Annotated in this window: 18 protein-coding genes, 1 tRNA gene and 1 pseudogene; 12 read left to right on the top strand and 8 right to left on the bottom strand. The window is 72.1% G+C overall.

The window, feature by feature from the left end:
• Window positions 1-5: 5 nt before the first annotated feature.
• Entirely contained in the window at window positions 6-146 is a 141-nt protein-coding gene (locus J4709_RS23795; protein ID WP_208243985.1) for a hypothetical protein, read from the bottom strand.
• A gap of 100 nt (window positions 147-246) precedes the next feature.
• A pseudogene (locus tag J4709_RS56180) lies at window positions 247-507 on the bottom strand (SMI1/KNR4 family protein); the annotation flags it as partial.
• A 163-nt stretch (window positions 508-670) separates the two neighbouring features.
• On the opposite strand from J4709_RS56180, the gene J4709_RS23800 reads away from it, so the two are divergent.
• The 3 genes from J4709_RS23800 (at window position 671) to J4709_RS23810 (ending at window position 2,397) form a co-directional block, all read left to right on the top strand.
• The gene (locus tag J4709_RS23800) at window positions 671-1,030 is read left to right on the top strand and encodes a hypothetical protein (RefSeq protein ID WP_208243986.1); all 360 of its coding nucleotides are present in this window, start codon (window positions 671-673) and stop codon (window positions 1,028-1,030) included.
• A gap of 9 nt (window positions 1,031-1,039) precedes the next feature.
• Window positions 1,040-1,501, top strand: a complete 462-nt coding sequence (locus tag J4709_RS23805; protein WP_208243987.1) for a nuclear transport factor 2 family protein — start codon at window positions 1,040-1,042, stop codon at window positions 1,499-1,501.
• A 416-nt stretch (window positions 1,502-1,917) separates the two neighbouring features.
• Window positions 1,918-2,397, top strand: a complete 480-nt coding sequence (locus J4709_RS23810; protein WP_208243988.1) for a DUF4352 domain-containing protein — start codon at window positions 1,918-1,920, stop codon at window positions 2,395-2,397.
• A gap of 916 nt (window positions 2,398-3,313) precedes the next feature.
• Here the strand turns inward: J4709_RS23810 and J4709_RS23815 are convergent.
• Window positions 3,314-3,389 (bottom strand) — tRNA-Thr (locus J4709_RS23815).
• A 133-nt stretch (window positions 3,390-3,522) separates the two neighbouring features.
• Between J4709_RS23815 and J4709_RS23820 the strand changes: the two genes are divergently transcribed.
• Window positions 3,523-3,798: a GlsB/YeaQ/YmgE family stress response membrane protein gene (locus J4709_RS23820; protein WP_208243989.1), complete on the top strand. Its 276-nt coding sequence runs from the start codon at window positions 3,523-3,525 to the stop codon at window positions 3,796-3,798.
• Window position 3,799: 1 nt separating this feature from the next.
• Here the strand turns inward: J4709_RS23820 and J4709_RS23825 are convergent, their stop codons facing one another.
• Window positions 3,800-4,309 carry a hypothetical protein gene (locus J4709_RS23825; RefSeq protein ID WP_208243990.1) on the bottom strand — a complete coding sequence of 170 codons (510 nt, stop codon included), beginning with the start codon at window positions 4,307-4,309 and terminating at the stop codon, window positions 3,800-3,802.
• An 83-nt stretch (window positions 4,310-4,392) separates the two neighbouring features.
• Here J4709_RS23825 and J4709_RS23830 point away from each other — a divergent pair, with 83 nt between their 5' ends.
• The 4 genes from J4709_RS23830 (at window position 4,393) to J4709_RS23845 (ending at window position 9,761) form a co-directional block, all read left to right on the top strand.
• Window positions 4,393-4,722 carry an ArsR/SmtB family transcription factor gene (locus J4709_RS23830; protein ID WP_208243991.1) on the top strand — a complete coding sequence of 110 codons (330 nt, stop codon included), beginning with the start codon at window positions 4,393-4,395 and terminating at the stop codon, window positions 4,720-4,722.
• Window positions 4,706-7,294, top strand: a complete 2,589-nt coding sequence (gene mgtA / locus J4709_RS23835) for a magnesium-translocating P-type ATPase (RefSeq protein WP_208243992.1) — start codon at window positions 4,706-4,708, stop codon at window positions 7,292-7,294. The genes J4709_RS23830 and mgtA overlap by 17 nt, the downstream gene beginning before the upstream one ends.
• A gap of 53 nt (window positions 7,295-7,347) precedes the next feature.
• Window positions 7,348-8,697, top strand: coding sequence for a cytochrome P450 (locus tag J4709_RS23840; protein ID WP_208243993.1), 1,350 nt, complete (start codon window positions 7,348-7,350; stop codon window positions 8,695-8,697).
• Window positions 8,698-8,804: 107 nt separating this feature from the next.
• Complete coding sequence (locus J4709_RS23845) at window positions 8,805-9,761, top strand: esterase/lipase family protein (RefSeq protein ID WP_307801475.1); 957 nt, start codon at window positions 8,805-8,807, stop codon at window positions 9,759-9,761.
• 4 nt (window positions 9,762-9,765) lie between these two features.
• Here J4709_RS23845 and J4709_RS55705 read toward each other — a convergent pair whose 3' ends face one another.
• Genes J4709_RS55705 through J4709_RS23860 form a run of 3 tightly spaced genes read right to left on the bottom strand, consistent with a single transcriptional unit; the run spans window position 9,766 to window position 12,044 of the window.
• Entirely contained in the window at window positions 9,766-10,440 is a 675-nt protein-coding gene (locus tag J4709_RS55705) for a winged helix-turn-helix transcriptional regulator (RefSeq protein ID WP_208243994.1), read from the bottom strand.
• Window positions 10,441-10,449: 9 nt separating this feature from the next.
• Window positions 10,450-11,106 carry an esterase/lipase family protein gene (locus J4709_RS23855; protein WP_208243995.1) on the bottom strand — a complete coding sequence of 219 codons (657 nt, stop codon included), beginning with the start codon at window positions 11,104-11,106 and terminating at the stop codon, window positions 10,450-10,452.
• Window positions 11,103-12,044, bottom strand: a complete 942-nt coding sequence (locus J4709_RS23860; protein ID WP_208243996.1) for an LLM class flavin-dependent oxidoreductase — start codon at window positions 12,042-12,044, stop codon at window positions 11,103-11,105. The genes J4709_RS23855 and J4709_RS23860 overlap by 4 nt, the downstream gene beginning before the upstream one ends.
• Before the next feature lie 103 nt (window positions 12,045-12,147).
• Here J4709_RS23860 and J4709_RS23865 point away from each other — a divergent pair, with 103 nt between their 5' ends.
• The gene (locus tag J4709_RS23865) at window positions 12,148-12,576 is read left to right on the top strand and encodes an organic hydroperoxide resistance protein (RefSeq protein WP_208243997.1); all 429 of its coding nucleotides are present in this window, start codon (window positions 12,148-12,150) and stop codon (window positions 12,574-12,576) included.
• A 21-nt stretch (window positions 12,577-12,597) separates the two neighbouring features.
• On the opposite strand, the gene J4709_RS23870 is transcribed toward J4709_RS23865, so the two are convergent.
• The gene (locus tag J4709_RS23870; RefSeq protein ID WP_307801476.1) at window positions 12,598-12,816 is read right to left on the bottom strand and encodes a TetR/AcrR family transcriptional regulator C-terminal ligand-binding domain-containing protein; all 219 of its coding nucleotides are present in this window, start codon (window positions 12,814-12,816) and stop codon (window positions 12,598-12,600) included.
• 83 nt (window positions 12,817-12,899) lie between these two features.
• Here J4709_RS23870 and J4709_RS23875 point away from each other — a divergent pair, with 83 nt between their 5' ends.
• From J4709_RS23875 to J4709_RS23885, 3 genes are all read left to right on the top strand, one after another.
• On the top strand, window positions 12,900-13,115 hold the full coding sequence (locus J4709_RS23875; RefSeq protein WP_208243998.1) for a hypothetical protein: 216 nt from the start codon (window positions 12,900-12,902) through the stop codon (window positions 13,113-13,115).
• Between the two features lie 82 nt (window positions 13,116-13,197).
• The gene (locus J4709_RS23880; protein WP_208243999.1) at window positions 13,198-13,581 is read left to right on the top strand and encodes a DUF485 domain-containing protein; all 384 of its coding nucleotides are present in this window, start codon (window positions 13,198-13,200) and stop codon (window positions 13,579-13,581) included.
• The gene (locus tag J4709_RS23885) at window positions 13,581-15,254 is read left to right on the top strand and encodes a monocarboxylic acid transporter (RefSeq protein ID WP_208244000.1); all 1,674 of its coding nucleotides are present in this window, start codon (window positions 13,581-13,583) and stop codon (window positions 15,252-15,254) included. The genes J4709_RS23880 and J4709_RS23885 overlap by 1 nt, the downstream gene beginning before the upstream one ends.
• Window positions 15,255-15,502 lie beyond the last annotated feature (248 nt).

The following is a 15,502-nucleotide window of genomic DNA, read 5'->3' on the forward strand; positions in this document are numbered from 1 at the left end:
ACTGCTCACCCCTCGAAGCCCGCAGCAGGAACAAGCCCTTGAACGAACGACCGAAAGTCGGCTGCCAGCAAGAAATCGGTCTCCAGGTCGGCGTCGATCCAGATGACCGGCGGCTCGCGTCGCCGCTCGTCCGCCCGGTAGTCCAACGCGATCCACCAGTGCCCGTCCCCCCGACAAGAGGACGACCGGCGAGGGCAACCCCCACTCCTCGACCAGGTACGCGGTGTCCAGGAGAGACAACATCCCTTCACGCCGCCCGATCCCGAACAACTCGTTCAGCGAAACATAGCCGTCCGCCCAAGAGTTCGGCCGGCCGACCGGAAAGGCGTTCCAGCAATCGGCCACCGCACCGCCGTTCCGAACCCTCAAAAGATCGAGCAACGCAGAAGGAAGCCTCACGCCCAAGAGACTCTCGGCCTCCTCGATCGCCTCTTCGGTCAAGGCCGGCTGAACGCCGTAGTCACCGGCTCCCCAGAACGAGGCTTTGACGTCATCGAACAAGGCCATGAGCGCGGATGCTACGCGCTCAACCCCAGATCGGCGCAGTAAGTTGCCTCCAGGCGAAGCACACCGACGCTTCCACACACCCGCGGACTACCGCGATGCGGCAAGCGACCCGAACACGGACGTTCGGACACTCGCACATCTCGCCGAGTGTCCGTATCCGTTCGTGTGGCAGGCCCTGGCCTCCAACCTGCGCACACCCGCCCAGGTCCTCCTCGAACTGTGTTCCCAACGCGACAGCGCATGGAACGACAACCGGCTCCTGCGCCTTATCGCCGAGCACCCGAACGCAGATCGCGAAGTGCTCCTCAAGGTGCTGGCCGAACTCGAAGCTCTTCTGCTGACCTCAACGAGCCGCCCCTACGCCGCCGTGCTCGCACTCGCCGTCCGACAAGAACTAGAGCCGGACGAGCTACAGCGGCTGGCCACATTGCCCGGCGCGTCAGCACGCATGCGAACCGGCCTAAGGCGCCGCCTAACCGCACGCCCGCAAATCGCCCAGCTCGCCCCAAGACGGGCGGGTTAAGGTGACCCAGTGACCGACACCCCTCGCGAAGTCTTCCTGAAACTTGTGAACGGCGTCTGCGAAGAGCGCTGGGCGGACGTGCTGGACCTGTACGCGGAGCAGACGGATGTCTCCCACCCGTTCCACCCGGTGGGGGCGCCCCCGATGTTCTCCCGCGAAGAGCTTCGAGTTCACTTCGGCGGCGGGGCACAGCCGTACCAGGGCCCGACCCTGCGGCGCCGCCCGACGCAGATCAACGTCCACGAGACCACTGACCCCGAGGTCATCGTGGGCGAGTTCCAGTACGAAGGCGTCGTGGTGGAGACGGGTGAACCCTTCACCATCCCGGCCGTCTTCATCATGCGGGTGAGGGACGGAAAGATCGTCGAGTCCCGCGACTACCTGGACCATCTGCGCTCCGCCGCGGCCCGCGGCATGCTCCCCGAGGTCCTGGACGCCATCAGCGACCACCACACCAAGCCCCCCGCGTAACCAAGACGTCCAGCGCGCCTGACCCCGCGACGTGGTGGGTGCCCCTGGCTTCCTGAGTCCGGCCCCGTCCGGCCCGAGATCATCTAGTGCCGTTTCGGCTGGTGAAGCCCAGGCGGAGTAAAGCCCGTCCAGCAAGTCGGCCCGCCCGCGATGCCCGGCGTCCTCCGGTACACCACGCAGCTGCTCGAGCGCTGCGACCTCCGCTGCGCGGTGTGGCTCGCCGCCGACCGGAATGTCGCCACCTACCGGCGCCTCACGGGCGCCCCTCGCATCCGGGAAAGCCACGACCCTCGGCTGTCTGGATCGGGACACCACCCTCACCAAGGTGAACGCCCGGTAAACGCTGCACGTCACAGTCACGCCGCTACAGGGACGCGCCTCCCGCCACGGCACACCACTCCACGAACGGGGAACCCATGCGCATCGCAACCATGGCCGCCATCGCCTGCGCCGCAGGCCTCGCCCTGACCGCCTGCGACCCCGCGGCCGGCACCACTCCCGAGACGCAGACCAGCGCCAAGGCCGGCGCGAAAACGTCCGGGAAGCCGAAGGCAGCCAAGGCCGTGCCGATCAAGCTGGTCGCCAAGCGCGCGGTCGCACGCAAGAGCGTGCTGTCGCAGGGCGGCGCACTGTCGTGCGTGAAGGTCACCGTCACCAACCAGGCGAAGAAGCCGCTCGAGGTGAACCCGCTCTACTTCTCGATCACCGACACCAAGGGCGTGAAGCACACCCCGGACGACGCGATGGGCGAGTACGACGGGGAAATCGACACGACGACCCTCGCGGCGAGGGAGAAGGCCGTCGGAATGGTGTGCGGCAAGGGGCACTTCGTCCCGAAGGTCCTCGCGATGACGAACCCGCTTTTCAGTGAGGCCGCACGAGCCGAAGTCGCCTGACCTGCGGAGGCGGAAAAGACCGCGCCGCGCCCCTCACCAAATGAGGGGCGCGGCGCGGTGCATCGCGGTCGTGCGCGCAGCATCCTGAACGGTGAGGCGTCAACGAACAGAGGCGGCGGTGAGCATCGAGATCGGAGTTCACCCGGTCCACCGCAGGCGGGCCTTGCACGATCTGTGGTTTCGGTTCGAGGAGCCCTCGTCGCAGTACATGACGACCGGGGCCACTGAGTTCCGTGGTGGCCGTCCGGTACGACGAGCCCTGATCTCCTGGTCAGGAGTGGCGGTACTCAGCGAGGATCTGTGCCTCGCCCTCCCCGAACGTGTACGAGGCCATCCCGGCGAGCATTCTCGAACCGCTGCAGCGCTTTACCGCAGCCCGCAACCTCGAAACCGGCCACTTCCGCGACGCCGCGCAGCGCTGGGCGAAGTACGTGCAGTGGACGGACACGGGCGCAGTACAGCACCGCGGTCATCGACGACCTTCTTGCGACCCCGCTCAGCCCGCCGAGCTCCGTCCTCGCAGGTACGCGCCTGACCGCGGGCAGGTGGCGCTCGAGGTACTACTCGGCCCACGGGGCCATGTTCGGCTCCCGATTCCGATGACGAACTCGTCGACCAGGTGGCCGCAGCCAACGGGCTTGCCGCGCAGCCGGAAGTTGGAATACCGCCTCGGCGGTGAAGCAGCCGAGCCGGCCTGTCCGGGCCCTCGTCGGGGGGTGAGCCGTCCCATCGCTTCGAGACGCGGCTCACCGCGGGGGACGGCCGCTGAAGCCGTCCTGACGATTCTGCAGCCGAAGGACGCGAAACCCGCCGTTGGGGAGGGGCGTGATGGGTTGGTCGCAATCTGGTCGCACCAGGCTGGATCTGGGGGGTGAGGAGACCCTCGTTCCGAGATCGCAATTGGGGTCTGACCTGCTGGAGCCGGCGAGGGGACTTGAACCCCTAACCTTCTGTTTACAAGACAGATGCTCTGCCAATTGAGCTACGCCGGCGGGCTCGTCCGCATCGTAGTCGACCGCGCGGGGGGTTCGCGCGGGGGTTTCGGAGCGGGCCGCGGGGCGGTGGGTGGTGATTTGCGGTGGTGAGCGGGCACAAGGGGGTGCAGCACTCTGGGAGGGGGCCCACGTGAGCATCACCGGGATCATCACCGCGATCGTCATCGGGGCGATCATCGGCGGGCTGGGGCGGTTGCTGCTGCCGGGACGGCAGCCCATCGGGATCTTCATGACCGTGCTGATCGGGATCGTGGCGGCGCTGATCGGGACCGCGATCGCGCAGAAGACGGGGGTCGCGACGACGAGGGGCGTCGACTGGATCGAGCTGGTGTTCCAGGTCGGGCTGGCCGTGATCGGGGTCGCGGCCGTCGCGGCGTGGCGGCGGAACCGGGGGCGGGCGAGATGAGCTAGCGGGAGTCCAGGGCCCTAGTGGTCTTGGGGGTGGGGGCGCCGCCGGAGCGGCGCTCCGGGGTGGGGGTGAGGAAGCCCTTCTTGCGGGCCAGGTGGACCCAGTTCGCGGCGGCGCGCCAGGGGGCGTCGCAGGCTTCGGCGAGCTTGTGGACGGGGTTGGAGTACCCGAGGTCGACGTAGGCGGAGTAGACGGCGGCGACGAGGGCGAAGAACTCGTCGGGACGGCCTTTGCGGCCCGGGCGGGGCGCCGCCTCGACCATGCGGCGGATCGCGCGGGCCTCGGCGACGGGCAGCGCGGCCGTGCGGGCGGAGTGCAGGACGTCGCTGGTCAGCTCGGGGAGCGGGACGGACCGCAGGGTGCCGGTGGTGAGGCCGCGCGACACCAGCCGGGGGTCGGCGTCGGGGTGCGGGCGGATCGTCATCTCGGTCGGGCCGCCGGTCGCCGGGGAGGGCCAGCGCAGCGTGATCTCCCAGGCGCCCACGCGGATGCGCCGCTCGACCGTCATGGCGACATACTGTCAAATATTCGCGCAATTGCGCAATTGTTGTGGCGTGCGAGACTGGGGCGGTGCAGGGGGAGCGGGGGAGCATGAGCGAGGACCTGGCGCTGTCTCCGGCGCTGCTGCAGGAGGCGGCGGGCCGGTTCGGGATGCTGGCGGCCACGACGCGGCTGCACATCGTGTGGGTGCTCACGCACGGGGAGCGGGACGTCAGCTCGCTGGCCGACGAGGTGGACGGGACGGTCGCGGCGGTCAGCCAGCACCTGGCGAAGCTGAAGCTGGCGGGGCTGGTGCGGGCGCGCCGGGAGGGCCGGCACCAGTTCTACGTGGTCGACGATCCGCACGTGGCGGCGATCGTCCGGCAGATGGTCGCGCATCTGCGGGGTGACGCAGGGCGCGCCCGTGGTCTGGGCGCCTGACCCGCCCGTCGCGCCGCCGGCGCGGACGCAGGGGCTGCGGGAGTGCGCGGTGCAGCCGCCGCTGGCGGTGCTGCGGCGGTGGGAGACCTCGCCGAAGGGCCTGGACGAGGCGGAGGCGCAGGAGCGGCTGCTGCGGTTCGAGGACGGCCCGGGGCCGCGCCGTGCGCGCAGGCTGGGCGGGGCGGTCGCGGCGCCGTTCGTGGTGGTGCTGGTCTTCCTCGGGGTCGTGTCGGCGCTGACGGGGGACGTGCGGGGCGCGGTGCTGATCTGCGTGCTGGCGGTGTTCAGCGGGGCGATGCGGTATCGGCAGGAGGCGCGGTCGGGGCGTGCGGCGGCGGCGCTGCGGACGATGGTGGCGACGACGGCGACGGTGCTGCGGCGGGCGCGTCCGGGCGCGGAGCCGGTGGCGCGGGAGGTGCCGGTCGACCAGGTGGTGCCGGGGGACGTGGTGCTGCTCGGCCCGGGCGACGTGGTGCCGGCGGATCTGCGGCTGCTGAACTCGGTGGACCTGGAGATCAACCAGGCGATGCTGACCGGGGAGTCGCTTCCGGCGGGCAAGCACGCGGCGTGGACGGACGCGCCGGAGGGCCGTCCGGGCGACCTGTTCGACCATCCGCGGTTGTGCTTCATGGGGACGACCGTGGTGAGCGGGACCGGGACGGCGGTGGCGGTCGCGACGGGTGCGCGGACGTACTTCGGGGCGGCGGACCGGGAGCGGCGGCCGGGGCGCGGGACGGAGACGGCGTTCGACCGGGGCGTGCGGGTGGTGTCGTGGGCGCTGGTCGCGGCGATGCTGGCGGCGCTGCCGGTGGTGGTGGCGCTCGCCGGGGTGCTGCGGGGCGACTGGTACCACGCGCTGCTGCTGGCGATCGCGGTGGCGGTCGCGGCGACGCCGGAGATGCTGCCGCTGGTGGTGACGGCGCTGCTGGTGCGGGGCGCGAAGGGGCTGGCGGGCCGGCAGGTGATCGTCAAGCGGCTGCCGGCGGTGCACGACCTCGGCGCGATGGACACGCTGTGCGTGGACAAGACGGGCACGCTGACCGAGGAGCAGGTGGCGCTGGCGTGCCATCTCGATCCGCTCGGGGCGGCGGATCCGGAGGTGCTGCGGTGGGCGCGGGTGAACGCGCTGTGGTCGGTGGAGCTGGCGGGGCGGCTGGTCGGGGACGCGATCGACGAGGCGCTGCTGCAGGACGCGGGGAATCTGGACGGCCCGTCCGGTGTGGACGCGATCCCGTTCGACTATGCGCGGCGTCGCGCGACCGTCCTTCTGCAGGGCGGGCGGCTTGTGGTGAAGGGCGCGGTGGAGGACGTCCTGAACCTGTGCACGGCTGCGGGTGACACGGTGCTGGACGCCGAAGAGCGCGCGCGCCTGCTGCGTCTAGACGACCGGTGGGCGGCGGACGGTGTGCGGCTGCTCGCGGTCGCGGTGGGGCGGCGGACGCGCGGCGGCCCGCTGACCCCGGCGGACGAGCAGGACCTGACGCTGGTCGGGTTCGTCGGGTTCCGGGACCGGCTGGACCCGGCGGCGCCGGCGGCGGTGCGGGGGCTGCGCCGGCGCGGCGTCGCGCTGGTGATGATCACGGGTGACCATCCGCTGGTGGCGCGGCGGATCTGCCGGGACGCGGGCATCGAGGTGTCCGGGGTGGTGCTCGGCCGCGAGGCGGTCGACCTGGACGACGCGGAGCTGGCGCGGCTGGCCGGTGCGGGGACGCTGTTCGCGCGGGTGGGGCCGCCGCAGAAGGCGCGGATCGTGCGGGCGCTGCAGCTGGCGGGACGTACCGTCGGGTATCTCGGCGACGGGGTGAACGACGCGCCGGCGCTGCGCGCGGCGGACGTCGGGATCACCGTGCGGGGCGCGGCGGACCTGGCCCGGGAGTCGGCGGACGTGGTGCTGGTCCGCCCGGACCTCGGGGTGCTGGAGCAGGCGATCGTGGCGGGCCGCCGGACGTTCGCGAACACGGTGAAGTACGTGAAGATCGCGTTGACGTCGAACGTGGGGAACGTGGTGTCGCTGCTGGCGGCGAGCGCGATGCTGCCGTTCCTGCCGATGCTGCCGCTGCAGGTGCTGGTGCAGAACGTGTGCTTCGACCTGTCGCAGCTGGCGCTGGTGCGCGACCGGGTGGACGAGGCGCAGATCCGGAGCCCGCGCACGTTCGACGTCCGGGACCTGGCGCGGTTCGTGGCGTGCCTCGGGCCGGTCGGGGCGCTGTTCGACCTGGCGGCGCTCGGGTTGTTCTGGTGGCTGCTGGACGCGCACGGCGGCGCGGCGGGGCGGGAGCTGATCCGGACCGGCTGGTTCGCGGAGAACCTGATCGCGCAGGGCCTGGCGATGCTGCTGCTGCGCCGGCGGGGGCGGACCGGGCCGCGACCGGGCCGGACGATCGTGGTGACCGCCGCCGCGCTCGGGCTGTCGGGGCTGCTGCTGCCGTGCACGCCGCTCGGCGGGATCCTGCGGCTGCATCCGCTGCCGTTCGAGGCGGTCCCGATCCTTGTGGCGGTGATGGCCGGGTACGTCCTCGCGACGATCGGGGCGCGCCACGCCTACCAGCGGGTCTTCGGCACCTGGCTCTGAGCCCCTTGCCAGTCCTCCGCCGCTGGGGTGAGCTGGAACGAGGGGAGGCGACCATGACGGACGCAAAGGGCGGGGCGGCCGGGCCGACCGGGCTGGAGGCGGCGCGCTGGTGGGCGCGGATGATGCGCGATCCGATGGACGCCTACGGCGGGCTCTTCCGCCGGTACGGCGACGCGGTGCGCCTCCCGCGCGACCGGAGGCGGGCGCTGTACCTGCTGTCGCGGCCGGAGCACGCCGAGCACGTCCTCGTCGCGAAGCAGGACGGCTACGTCAAGGCGTTCACGTACCGGCCGCTGCGGGTGTTCCTCGGCGACGGGCTGCTGACCAGCGAGGGCGAGACGTGGCGGCGGCACCGGCGGCTCGTCCAGCCGGTCTTCGCGCAGCGGCACGTCAGCGCGTTCGCGCCCGGGATGGCGGAGGCCGCGGCGCGGTCGGTCGGGCGGTGGCCGGACGGGGTGCTGCTCGACGCCGCCGCGCACATGCGCCGCATCACGCTGGACATCGTCGGGCGGGTGCTGTTCGGCAGCGACCTCGCTGGGGAGTCCGACGCGACCGGCCGGGCGCTCGCCGACCTGCAGCGCAGCGCGGTGATCGGGCTCGGCGCGACGTTCCTGGGCGACGCGGGGCTGCGCCGGGCGTTCCGGCTGGTGCCGGGCGCGCAGCGGGCGGGCGCGCAGCTCGACGGGATGGTCCGGCGGGTGATCGACGAGCGCCGGGCGGCGGGCCCCGGCGCGGAGCCGGACCTGCTGGACCTGCTGATGCGCGACGGTGATCCGCCGCTGTCGGACGCGGAGCTGCGCGACGAGGTGCTGACGCTGCTGCTCGCCGGGCACGAGACGACCGCGGCCGCGCTGACCTGGACGCTGATCCTGCTGTCGCGGTATCCGGCGGCGCGCGACCGGGTGGAGGCGGAGGTCGACGAGGTCCTCGCGGGCCGGGATCCGGACGCCGCCGACCTGGACCGCCTGCCGTGGACGCGGGCCGTCCTGTCGGAGTCGATGCGGCTCTACCCGCCCGCATGGACGATCGAGCGGGACGCGGTCGCCGACGACGACGTCGCGGGCACGGTGGTGACGGCCGGGTCGACGGTGGCGATCTCGCCTTACCTGCTGCACCGCAACCCGGACCTGTGGCCGGATCCGGAGGGGTTCCGGCCGGAGCGGTTCCTCGGCGAGCAGGACCGTCCGCGCCACGCCTACCTGCCGTTCGGCGGCGGGCGGCGGATCTGCGTGGGGTCGGGCTTCGCGATGATGGAGGCGGTGCTGGTGCTCGCGCTGATCAGCCGGTCCGTCCGGCTCGATCTCGCGCCGGGTGTCGCGGTCCCGTCGCGGGCGGAGGTGACGCTGCGGCCGGCGCGCCCGGTGCCGATGCGGGTCTCCCGCCGATGGCCGCCCGCGCGCTAACTGGACGGCAAATCGAAAAGGGGTCTTGGCAAAAGGCGCCGGGCGCCTCTACATTCCGGGAGCGGCGGTAAGCGGGTGCTTGCCGCCTCCACCCCGGGAGGCCCCCTGTGAAGACCCCGTTCACCCGCCGTCCCGCGCGGGCGGCCCTGCGCGGCCTGGCCGCGGCGGCCCTCGCGTCGCTGCTCGGCACCGCCGCGGTCGCGGCACCGGCCCAGGCGGCCGACAAGTACCCGCCCGGCGACATCGGGACGTCCCTGGTGAACTTCTTCAACAGTCCCGACGCGGTCGCCGGCGCCAACGACTGGAACTGCAAGCCGAGCGCCGAGCACCCGACCCCCGTCGTGCTCGTCCACGCCACCTTCGTGAACCTCGGCACCAACTGGAGCGTGCTGTCGCCGATGCTGGCGAACGAGGGCTACTGCGTCTTCGGCTTCAACTACGGCATGACGCAGTTGTCGTTCGACCGCATCGGCGGCCTCGGTGACATCGCCGAATCCGCCAAGACCCTGGACGCCTTCGTCGACAAGGTCCTTGCCGCGACCGGCGCCAAGCAGGTCGACCTCGTCGGGCACTCCCAGGGCGGGATGATGCCGAACTACTACCTCAAGCGGCTCGGCGGCGCCGCCAAGGTCCGCACCTTCGTCGCGCTGGCGCCCAGCAACCACGGGACGACCATCGACGGCATCCTCGACCTCGGCAAGACCCTGAACCTGCTCGGTTTCGCCAACCAGACCCTCACCGAGGCGGGTGCGCCCGGGCTCGTCCAGCAGGAGCAGGGCTCGGACTTCCAGAACGCGCTGTTCGGCGACGGCGACACCGTCCCCGGGCCGCGGTACGTCGTCATCGAGACCAAGAACGACATCGTCGTCACCCCGTACACCAACGCGTGGCTGAAGGGCGACGCCGTCACGAACATCCTCGTCCAGGACCAGTGCCCGGACGACTATGTCGGCCATGTCGGGATGTTCAACGACAGCCCCGTCCTGCAGGACGTCCTCAACCAGCTCGGCGCGAACGCCCCCGGCTTCCAGCCCAAGTGCGAGGGCTACGGCCTGCCGCTGTAGCGGCTCACTCCGGCTTCCGCGACTTCGGCGCCGGAATGTGGAAAAGGCCGGGGAGCAGGCGGAGCGCCGCGGTGTCACCGGACACCGCGGCGTCGCCGGCCTCGATCGCCGCGCCCAGCGACGACCGGCCCGACACCATCGCGACCAGCACGTCCTCGCTCATCGCGATCGACGCGTCGGGCCGCTGCGCCGGGCCGTGCACCATCCGGACCGTCCCGTCGTCGACGGCCGCGTGGAACACCTCGTCCTCCACGCGGAACTCGAACACCAGGTGCAGCCCGGCCGCCGCGTCGGGGACGAAGCACGACTCCAGGCCGAGCACCGCCCACCCCGGATGGAACGTCTCGCCCTCGCGCCGCTCGCCGAGCGCCCACGTCATACCCCAGCGCGCCAGCGCCATCACCGCCGGCCCCAGCTCCTCGCCGGCCTCGGTGAGCGCATACGCGGCGGTACGCGCGGGCGGCGGCAGCGTCACCTTCTCGGCGAGCCCCTCCCGCTCAAGGTGCTTCAACCGCGCCGCGAGCAGCCCGGTACCGAGCCCGCGCAGCCCCGCCTGCAGGTCACCGAACCGCTTCGGGCCGGTCAGCAGCTCCCGGATCAGCAGCAGCGTCCAGCGCTCGCCGACGAGGTCGAGGGTCCGCGCCGTCGCGCAGTACTGGTTGTAGGTCCGCTGCTCCACCGGATCACTCTAGGCGCACGCCTCCAGGATCAGCCCGGCCAGGACGCCCGGACGGGTCAGCATGACGTCGTGCGGCCCGTCGATCGGGACCGCCCGGTATCCGATCGCCTTGGCGCACTGCTCGAACGGGTAGACGGCCGGCCTGCAGAGGATCGCGGTGCCGGGGATCCGGTCGGCGGCGCCGGTGAGGCGGGTCGGCTCCTCGAACGTGCGGGCCGGCTGCGGGCGCATGCGCTCGGCCAGCCACGCCGCGTCGTCCGGGTCGTCGACGCCGAACGCGGCGGGCGGCGGGACGGCGACCAGCCCGTCCGACGTGCGGTCGCGCAGCGCCTGGACGAACGGGGCCGGCGCCAGGTCGTACAGGCTCGTCCCATCGGCTCCGGCCCAGCCGTCCACCAGCACCACGCGGCGGACGCGTCCGGGCCGCCGGTCGGCCGCCTCCCGGACGACCAGGCCCGCATAGCTGTGCCCGACCAGCACGACGTCGCCGTCCTCGGTGCCGTCGAGCGCCGCGACGACCTCGTCCGCGTGATCGTGCAGGCCGACGTCTCCCTCGCCGAGCGCGGGGGCGAGCGTGCGGGCGCCGGCGTCGTGCAGGAACGGGACCATCCGGTCCCAGGCCCAAGGCCCGTGCCAGGCGCCGGCGACGAGAACGAACGTGGTCATGAGCGGGTCTCCCCATCGACGAGCGGACGGACGCGACCGGCGAACTCTTCCAGCGCGGACTCGTGATCATCGGTCGCGAAACGGACCACGATGTGGCGGGCACCCGCCGCGACGTACCCGTTCAACCAGGCGGCGGCGTCCTCCGGCGTACCGGCGAACATCGCCTGGATGGAGGCGATGAACTCCAGCGGCGCGTTGTAGTAGCGCTCGATGCTCGTGCGGAGTATCTCCCGCGCGCGCTCGGGGTCATCGTCCAGGCAGAACGTCGCGTACAGGGCCGGGGTGACCGGCCGCCGCGCCGTCTCCAGGATCGTTCCGGCCTCCTCCGCGTAGACGCCGTGCTCGGGCGGGTACGGGAGCCAGCCGTCCGCGATGCGGGCGACCCGGCGCAGCGCGGGTCCGCCGCCCGCGAGCCAGACCGGCGGGCCTCCGGGCCTGGCGGGCGGCGGCGCGATGCTCACGTCCTCGAACGCGTAGTGCTCGCCCTTGAACGAGACGGCCTCCCCGGACCAGAGCAGCCGCATCGCCTCGATCGACTCCTCCAGCCTGCGGCCACGGGTCGCGAAGTCGACGCCGAGCGCGGTGAACTGCGCCTGGGTGGCCTCGGTCGGGAAGCCCGCGCCCATGCCGGCGATCACCCGTCCGCCGCTGAGCCGGTCGAGGGTGCCGAGCTGGTGGGCGAGCAGGATCGGGTGCCGCAGCGCGGGCAGCAGCACCGCGGTGCCGAGCTCGACCCGCCGGGTGGCCTGCGCCACGGCCGCCAGCACGAGCAGCGGGTCCGCCCGCTGCCGGGTTATGGGGCTGTCGCCCGCCCAGACCGAGTCGTAGCCGAGCGCTTCGGCGCGCACGGCGTGCTCGACGAGGCGGCGCGGCGCGTGCTCGCCCGACACCGTCTGGTCGCGCGTCGGCAGCAGATAGCCGAACCGTGTCTCCGGCATGGATCACCTCCGGTGGTCGATTCCGGGTCGATCCTAGACATTGACTTCCTGTTTTTGAAGTCTAAGGTTCATTTTCAGAAAGTTCTATCCGGAAGGAAGAGTGATGACGGCACCGACCTACACGGCCGAGGCGCGCGTGACCGGGGGCAGGAACGGGCACGGGCGGACGGCCGACGGCCGCCTCGACGTGACCCTGCGCCTGCCCAAGGAGATGGGCGGTGACGGCGAGGGCGTCAACCCCGAGCAGCTCTTCGCCATCGGGTACGCGGCCTGCTTCGGCTCCACGATGAGCGTGCTCGGCCAGCGCAAGGGACTCGCGGCGGACGACGCCGAGATCGACGCGAGGGCGATGCTCATCCCCACCGACGGCGGACCCTTCAAGCTGGGCGTCGTGCTCGACGTGACCCTGCCGTCGCTCGCCGATGCCGAGGCGGTCGGCCTTGGACGCGCCGCGCACCGGCTGTGCCCGTACTCCAGCGCGATCCGCGGCAACGTCGACGTCGCGATCGTCGTCAACGGGACGCGCTTGTAGCCGTCCCCGCCGCAGTGCCGTTCAGTCCCGCAGGTTCCGGCTCCGCGCCCGGACCAGCGGGAGGAACAGCTCGTCCACGATCTCGTCCGGCACCGGGCGGTCCGTGAGCGGCATCTCGTGCCGGACGAGGTCGGCCGGCATCCGCGCGATCCGCGGGCTCACCGCGCCGGGGGCGGCCTCGCCCCGGTCGGCGGCGCGGCGCAGGATGACCGACATCGCGTCCGGGATCACCTCGAACACGTCCGGATCGAGTCAGTGCGCCTCCGGAGCCCGCGATCGACCTGCCGCTCTTCCGGCGGCGGACGTTCGCCGCGGCCGCGGGCTTGCTGCTCGCGCCGCAGGGGCTCGGCAGCCTGGTCGTCCGCAGCCGCCTCGGCGCCGCGGTCCTCGCCGTCGTCCTGCAGCGCGAGCTCGCGGGCGGCGCCGCGCCGTCCACCGCGTACGCGCACACGTTCTGGTGGTCGCTCGCCTTCACCGCGCTCGCGTTCGTGCCCGCCCTCTTCCTTGGCCGGAGCGGGCCAGTGCACGTTTCTGCCTAAGTGGACACCCTGGCGTGCCAATCTTTGATCTCATAGAGCAGCGAAATCAGTACATAGAGTCACGTCGGGTCTAGGGGGGACTATGGTCGGGGACTCGAAGGTGTCGCGCGACGGGACGGATAGGCGGGGCCGCAGCGGCCCTCCGGGATGGTACGCGCCGCTCGCGCAGGACCCCGGATTCCTGCTGCTCAGGCGGAGGTTCCTGGTGGCGGCCGCGGGCGTCACCGCCGCCTTCTTCGGGTGGTACGCCGTGTACGTCGCGCTGTCGGCGTTCGCGCGCGGGTTCATGGCGAGGCAGGTCGCCGGGCACGTCAACGTGGCGCTGCTGCTCGGGGTGCTGCAGTTCGCGTCGACGTTCCTGCTGGCCTGGGCCTACCTGGCGTACGCGCGGCGGCGGCTGGACCCGCTCGCCGAGGACCTGCGGTCCCGGCACCCGTCCGCCCTCGGGAACGGGGTGACCCGCTGATGCCGGCGCTGGACGGGCGGGCGCTGACGTGCACGCTGTTCGTGGTGTTCGTGCTCATCACGCTCGGGATCACGGTGTGGGCGCGGGCCAACACCAACGGCGCCGACGACTTCTACGCGGGCGGGCGGACGTTCAACGGCGCGCAGAACGGGATCGCGCTGGCGGGCGACTACATGTCGGCCGCGTCGTTCCTCGGCATCGCGGGCCTCATCGCACTGTCCGGATACGACGGGTTCCTGTACTCGATCGGGTTCCTGGTCGCGTGGCTGCTGACGCTGCTGCTGGTCGAGTTGATGCGCAACGCCGGCCGGTTCACCATGGCGGACGTGCTGGCGCACCGGGTGCGGCGGCAGCCGCCGGTGCGCCGCGCCGCGGTCGTGTCGACCGTGACCGTGTCGGTGTTCTACCTGCTCGCGCAGATGGTCGGGGCGGGCGCGCTGGTGTCGCTGCTGCTCGGCATCCACCGCGGCCGGGAGTTCCTCGGCATGTCCGCGGGCACCGCGCGGACCGCCACGATCGTCGTGGTCGGCGCGCTGATGATCTGCTACGTGATGTTCGGCGGGATGAAGGCCACCACCTGGGTGCAGATCATCAAGGCGGTGCTGCTGATGGCCGGAGCTTTGGTGCTGACCGGGATGGTGCTCGCCCGGTTCGGCTTCGACCTCGGCTCGATGCTCGGGTCCGCCGCGCACGCCAGCGGGAAGGGCGAGGCGTTCCTGCGCCCCGGCCTGCGGTACGGCAAGGACGTGCCGGGCGACGCGTACCAGACGATCGTCAACAAGCTCGACTTCATCAGCCTGGCGATCGCGCTGCTGCTCGGCACGGCGGGCCTGCCGCACATCGTCACCCGCTTCTTCGCCGTCCCCGACGCGAAGGCCGCGCGGACGTCGGTGTCGTGGGCGATCGGCCTCGTCGGCGTGTTCTACCTGATGACGCTGGCGCTCGGCTTCGGGGCGGCGGCGCTGGTCGGGCGGAAGGCGATCGTCGCGCAGGACCCGTCCGGCAACACCGCGGCGCCGCAGCTCGCGCAGGAGCTCGGCCGGCACCTCGGCGGGCGGGTCGGCGGCGACATCCTGCTGGCGTTCATCGGCGCGGTCGCGTTCGCGACGATCCTCGCCGTGGTGGCGGGGCTGGTGCTGGCCTCGTCGACGTCGCTGGCGCACGACTACTTCGGGCAGGTGCTGATGCTCGGCCGGCCGCGCGAGTCGCAGGAGGTCGCGGTCGCGCGGTTCGCCTCGTTCCTGGTCGGGTCGCTGGCGATCGTGCTTGCGGTGGTCGCGCGGAATCTGAACGTGGCGTTTCTGGTGGCTCTGGCGTTCGCGATCGCGGCGGCGTCGAACCTCCCGGCGATCGTGCTGACGCTGTTCTGGCGGCGGTTCAACTCGGCCGGCGTGACGGCCGGGATCTACGGCGGGCTGATCAGCTCGCTGGTGCTGGTGTTCTTCTCGCCGGTCGTGTCGGGGAAGGTCGACCCGGTCACCGGGGAGAACCTCGCGCTGTTCCCGAAGGGCGTCGACTTCCACCTGTTCCCGCTGGAGAACCCCGGCATCGTGTCGATACCGATCGGTTTCCTGTGCGCGGTCGCGGGGGCCTTCCTCGGGCGGGAGAAGGCGGACCGGGCACTGTACGACGACATGTCGGTGCGGGCGCTGACGGGCGCCGGATCGCACTGAACCGGGCGCCGCCGGCCCGGTGCGGACGGCGCGCCCGCCCGGGCGGGTTAACATTCCGTTCCGGACCCTGGTTACCAGTCGGTAAGGCACGGCTGGCAACGGCTCCGGGACGCGCGGCCCGCGCCGTCCCGGAGCGTCCGCGAATGTGCCGGGCGCCCGGGCGGCCGGGCGATCGCGTGGCAGAATGTCAGATCGCGCCGTGATCCACGGCGGACGGCCGAGGGGAGGTGCGGCGGCGTGTGCCATGC

This window comes from Actinomadura violacea (assembly GCF_017573465.1).
Lineage (GTDB): Bacteria > Actinomycetota > Actinomycetes > Streptosporangiales > Streptosporangiaceae > Spirillospora > Spirillospora violacea.

Excerpts from the sequence above, each read along its gene's own strand:
- J4709_RS23810 (WP_208243988.1), top strand. The coding sequence starts at position 1,918 with ATGCGCATCGCAACCATGGCCGCCATCGCCTGCGCCGCAGGCCTCGCC.
- J4709_RS23825 (WP_208243990.1), bottom strand. The coding sequence starts at position 4,309 with ATGACGGTCGAGCGGCGCATCCGCGTGGGCGCCTGGGAGATCACGCTG.
- J4709_RS23830 (WP_208243991.1), top strand. The coding sequence starts at position 4,393 with ATGAGCGAGGACCTGGCGCTGTCTCCGGCGCTGCTGCAGGAGGCGGCG.
- J4709_RS23840 (WP_208243993.1), top strand. The coding sequence starts at position 7,348 with ATGACGGACGCAAAGGGCGGGGCGGCCGGGCCGACCGGGCTGGAGGCG.
- J4709_RS23855 (WP_208243995.1), bottom strand. The coding sequence starts at position 11,106 with ATGACCACGTTCGTTCTCGTCGCCGGCGCCTGGCACGGGCCTTGGGCC.
- J4709_RS23860 (WP_208243996.1), bottom strand. The coding sequence starts at position 12,044 with ATGCCGGAGACACGGTTCGGCTATCTGCTGCCGACGCGCGACCAGACG.
- J4709_RS23865 (WP_208243997.1), top strand. The coding sequence starts at position 12,148 with ATGACGGCACCGACCTACACGGCCGAGGCGCGCGTGACCGGGGGCAGG.
- J4709_RS23880 (WP_208243999.1), top strand. The coding sequence starts at position 13,198 with ATGGTCGGGGACTCGAAGGTGTCGCGCGACGGGACGGATAGGCGGGGC.
- J4709_RS23885 (WP_208244000.1), top strand. The coding sequence starts at position 13,581 with ATGCCGGCGCTGGACGGGCGGGCGCTGACGTGCACGCTGTTCGTGGTG.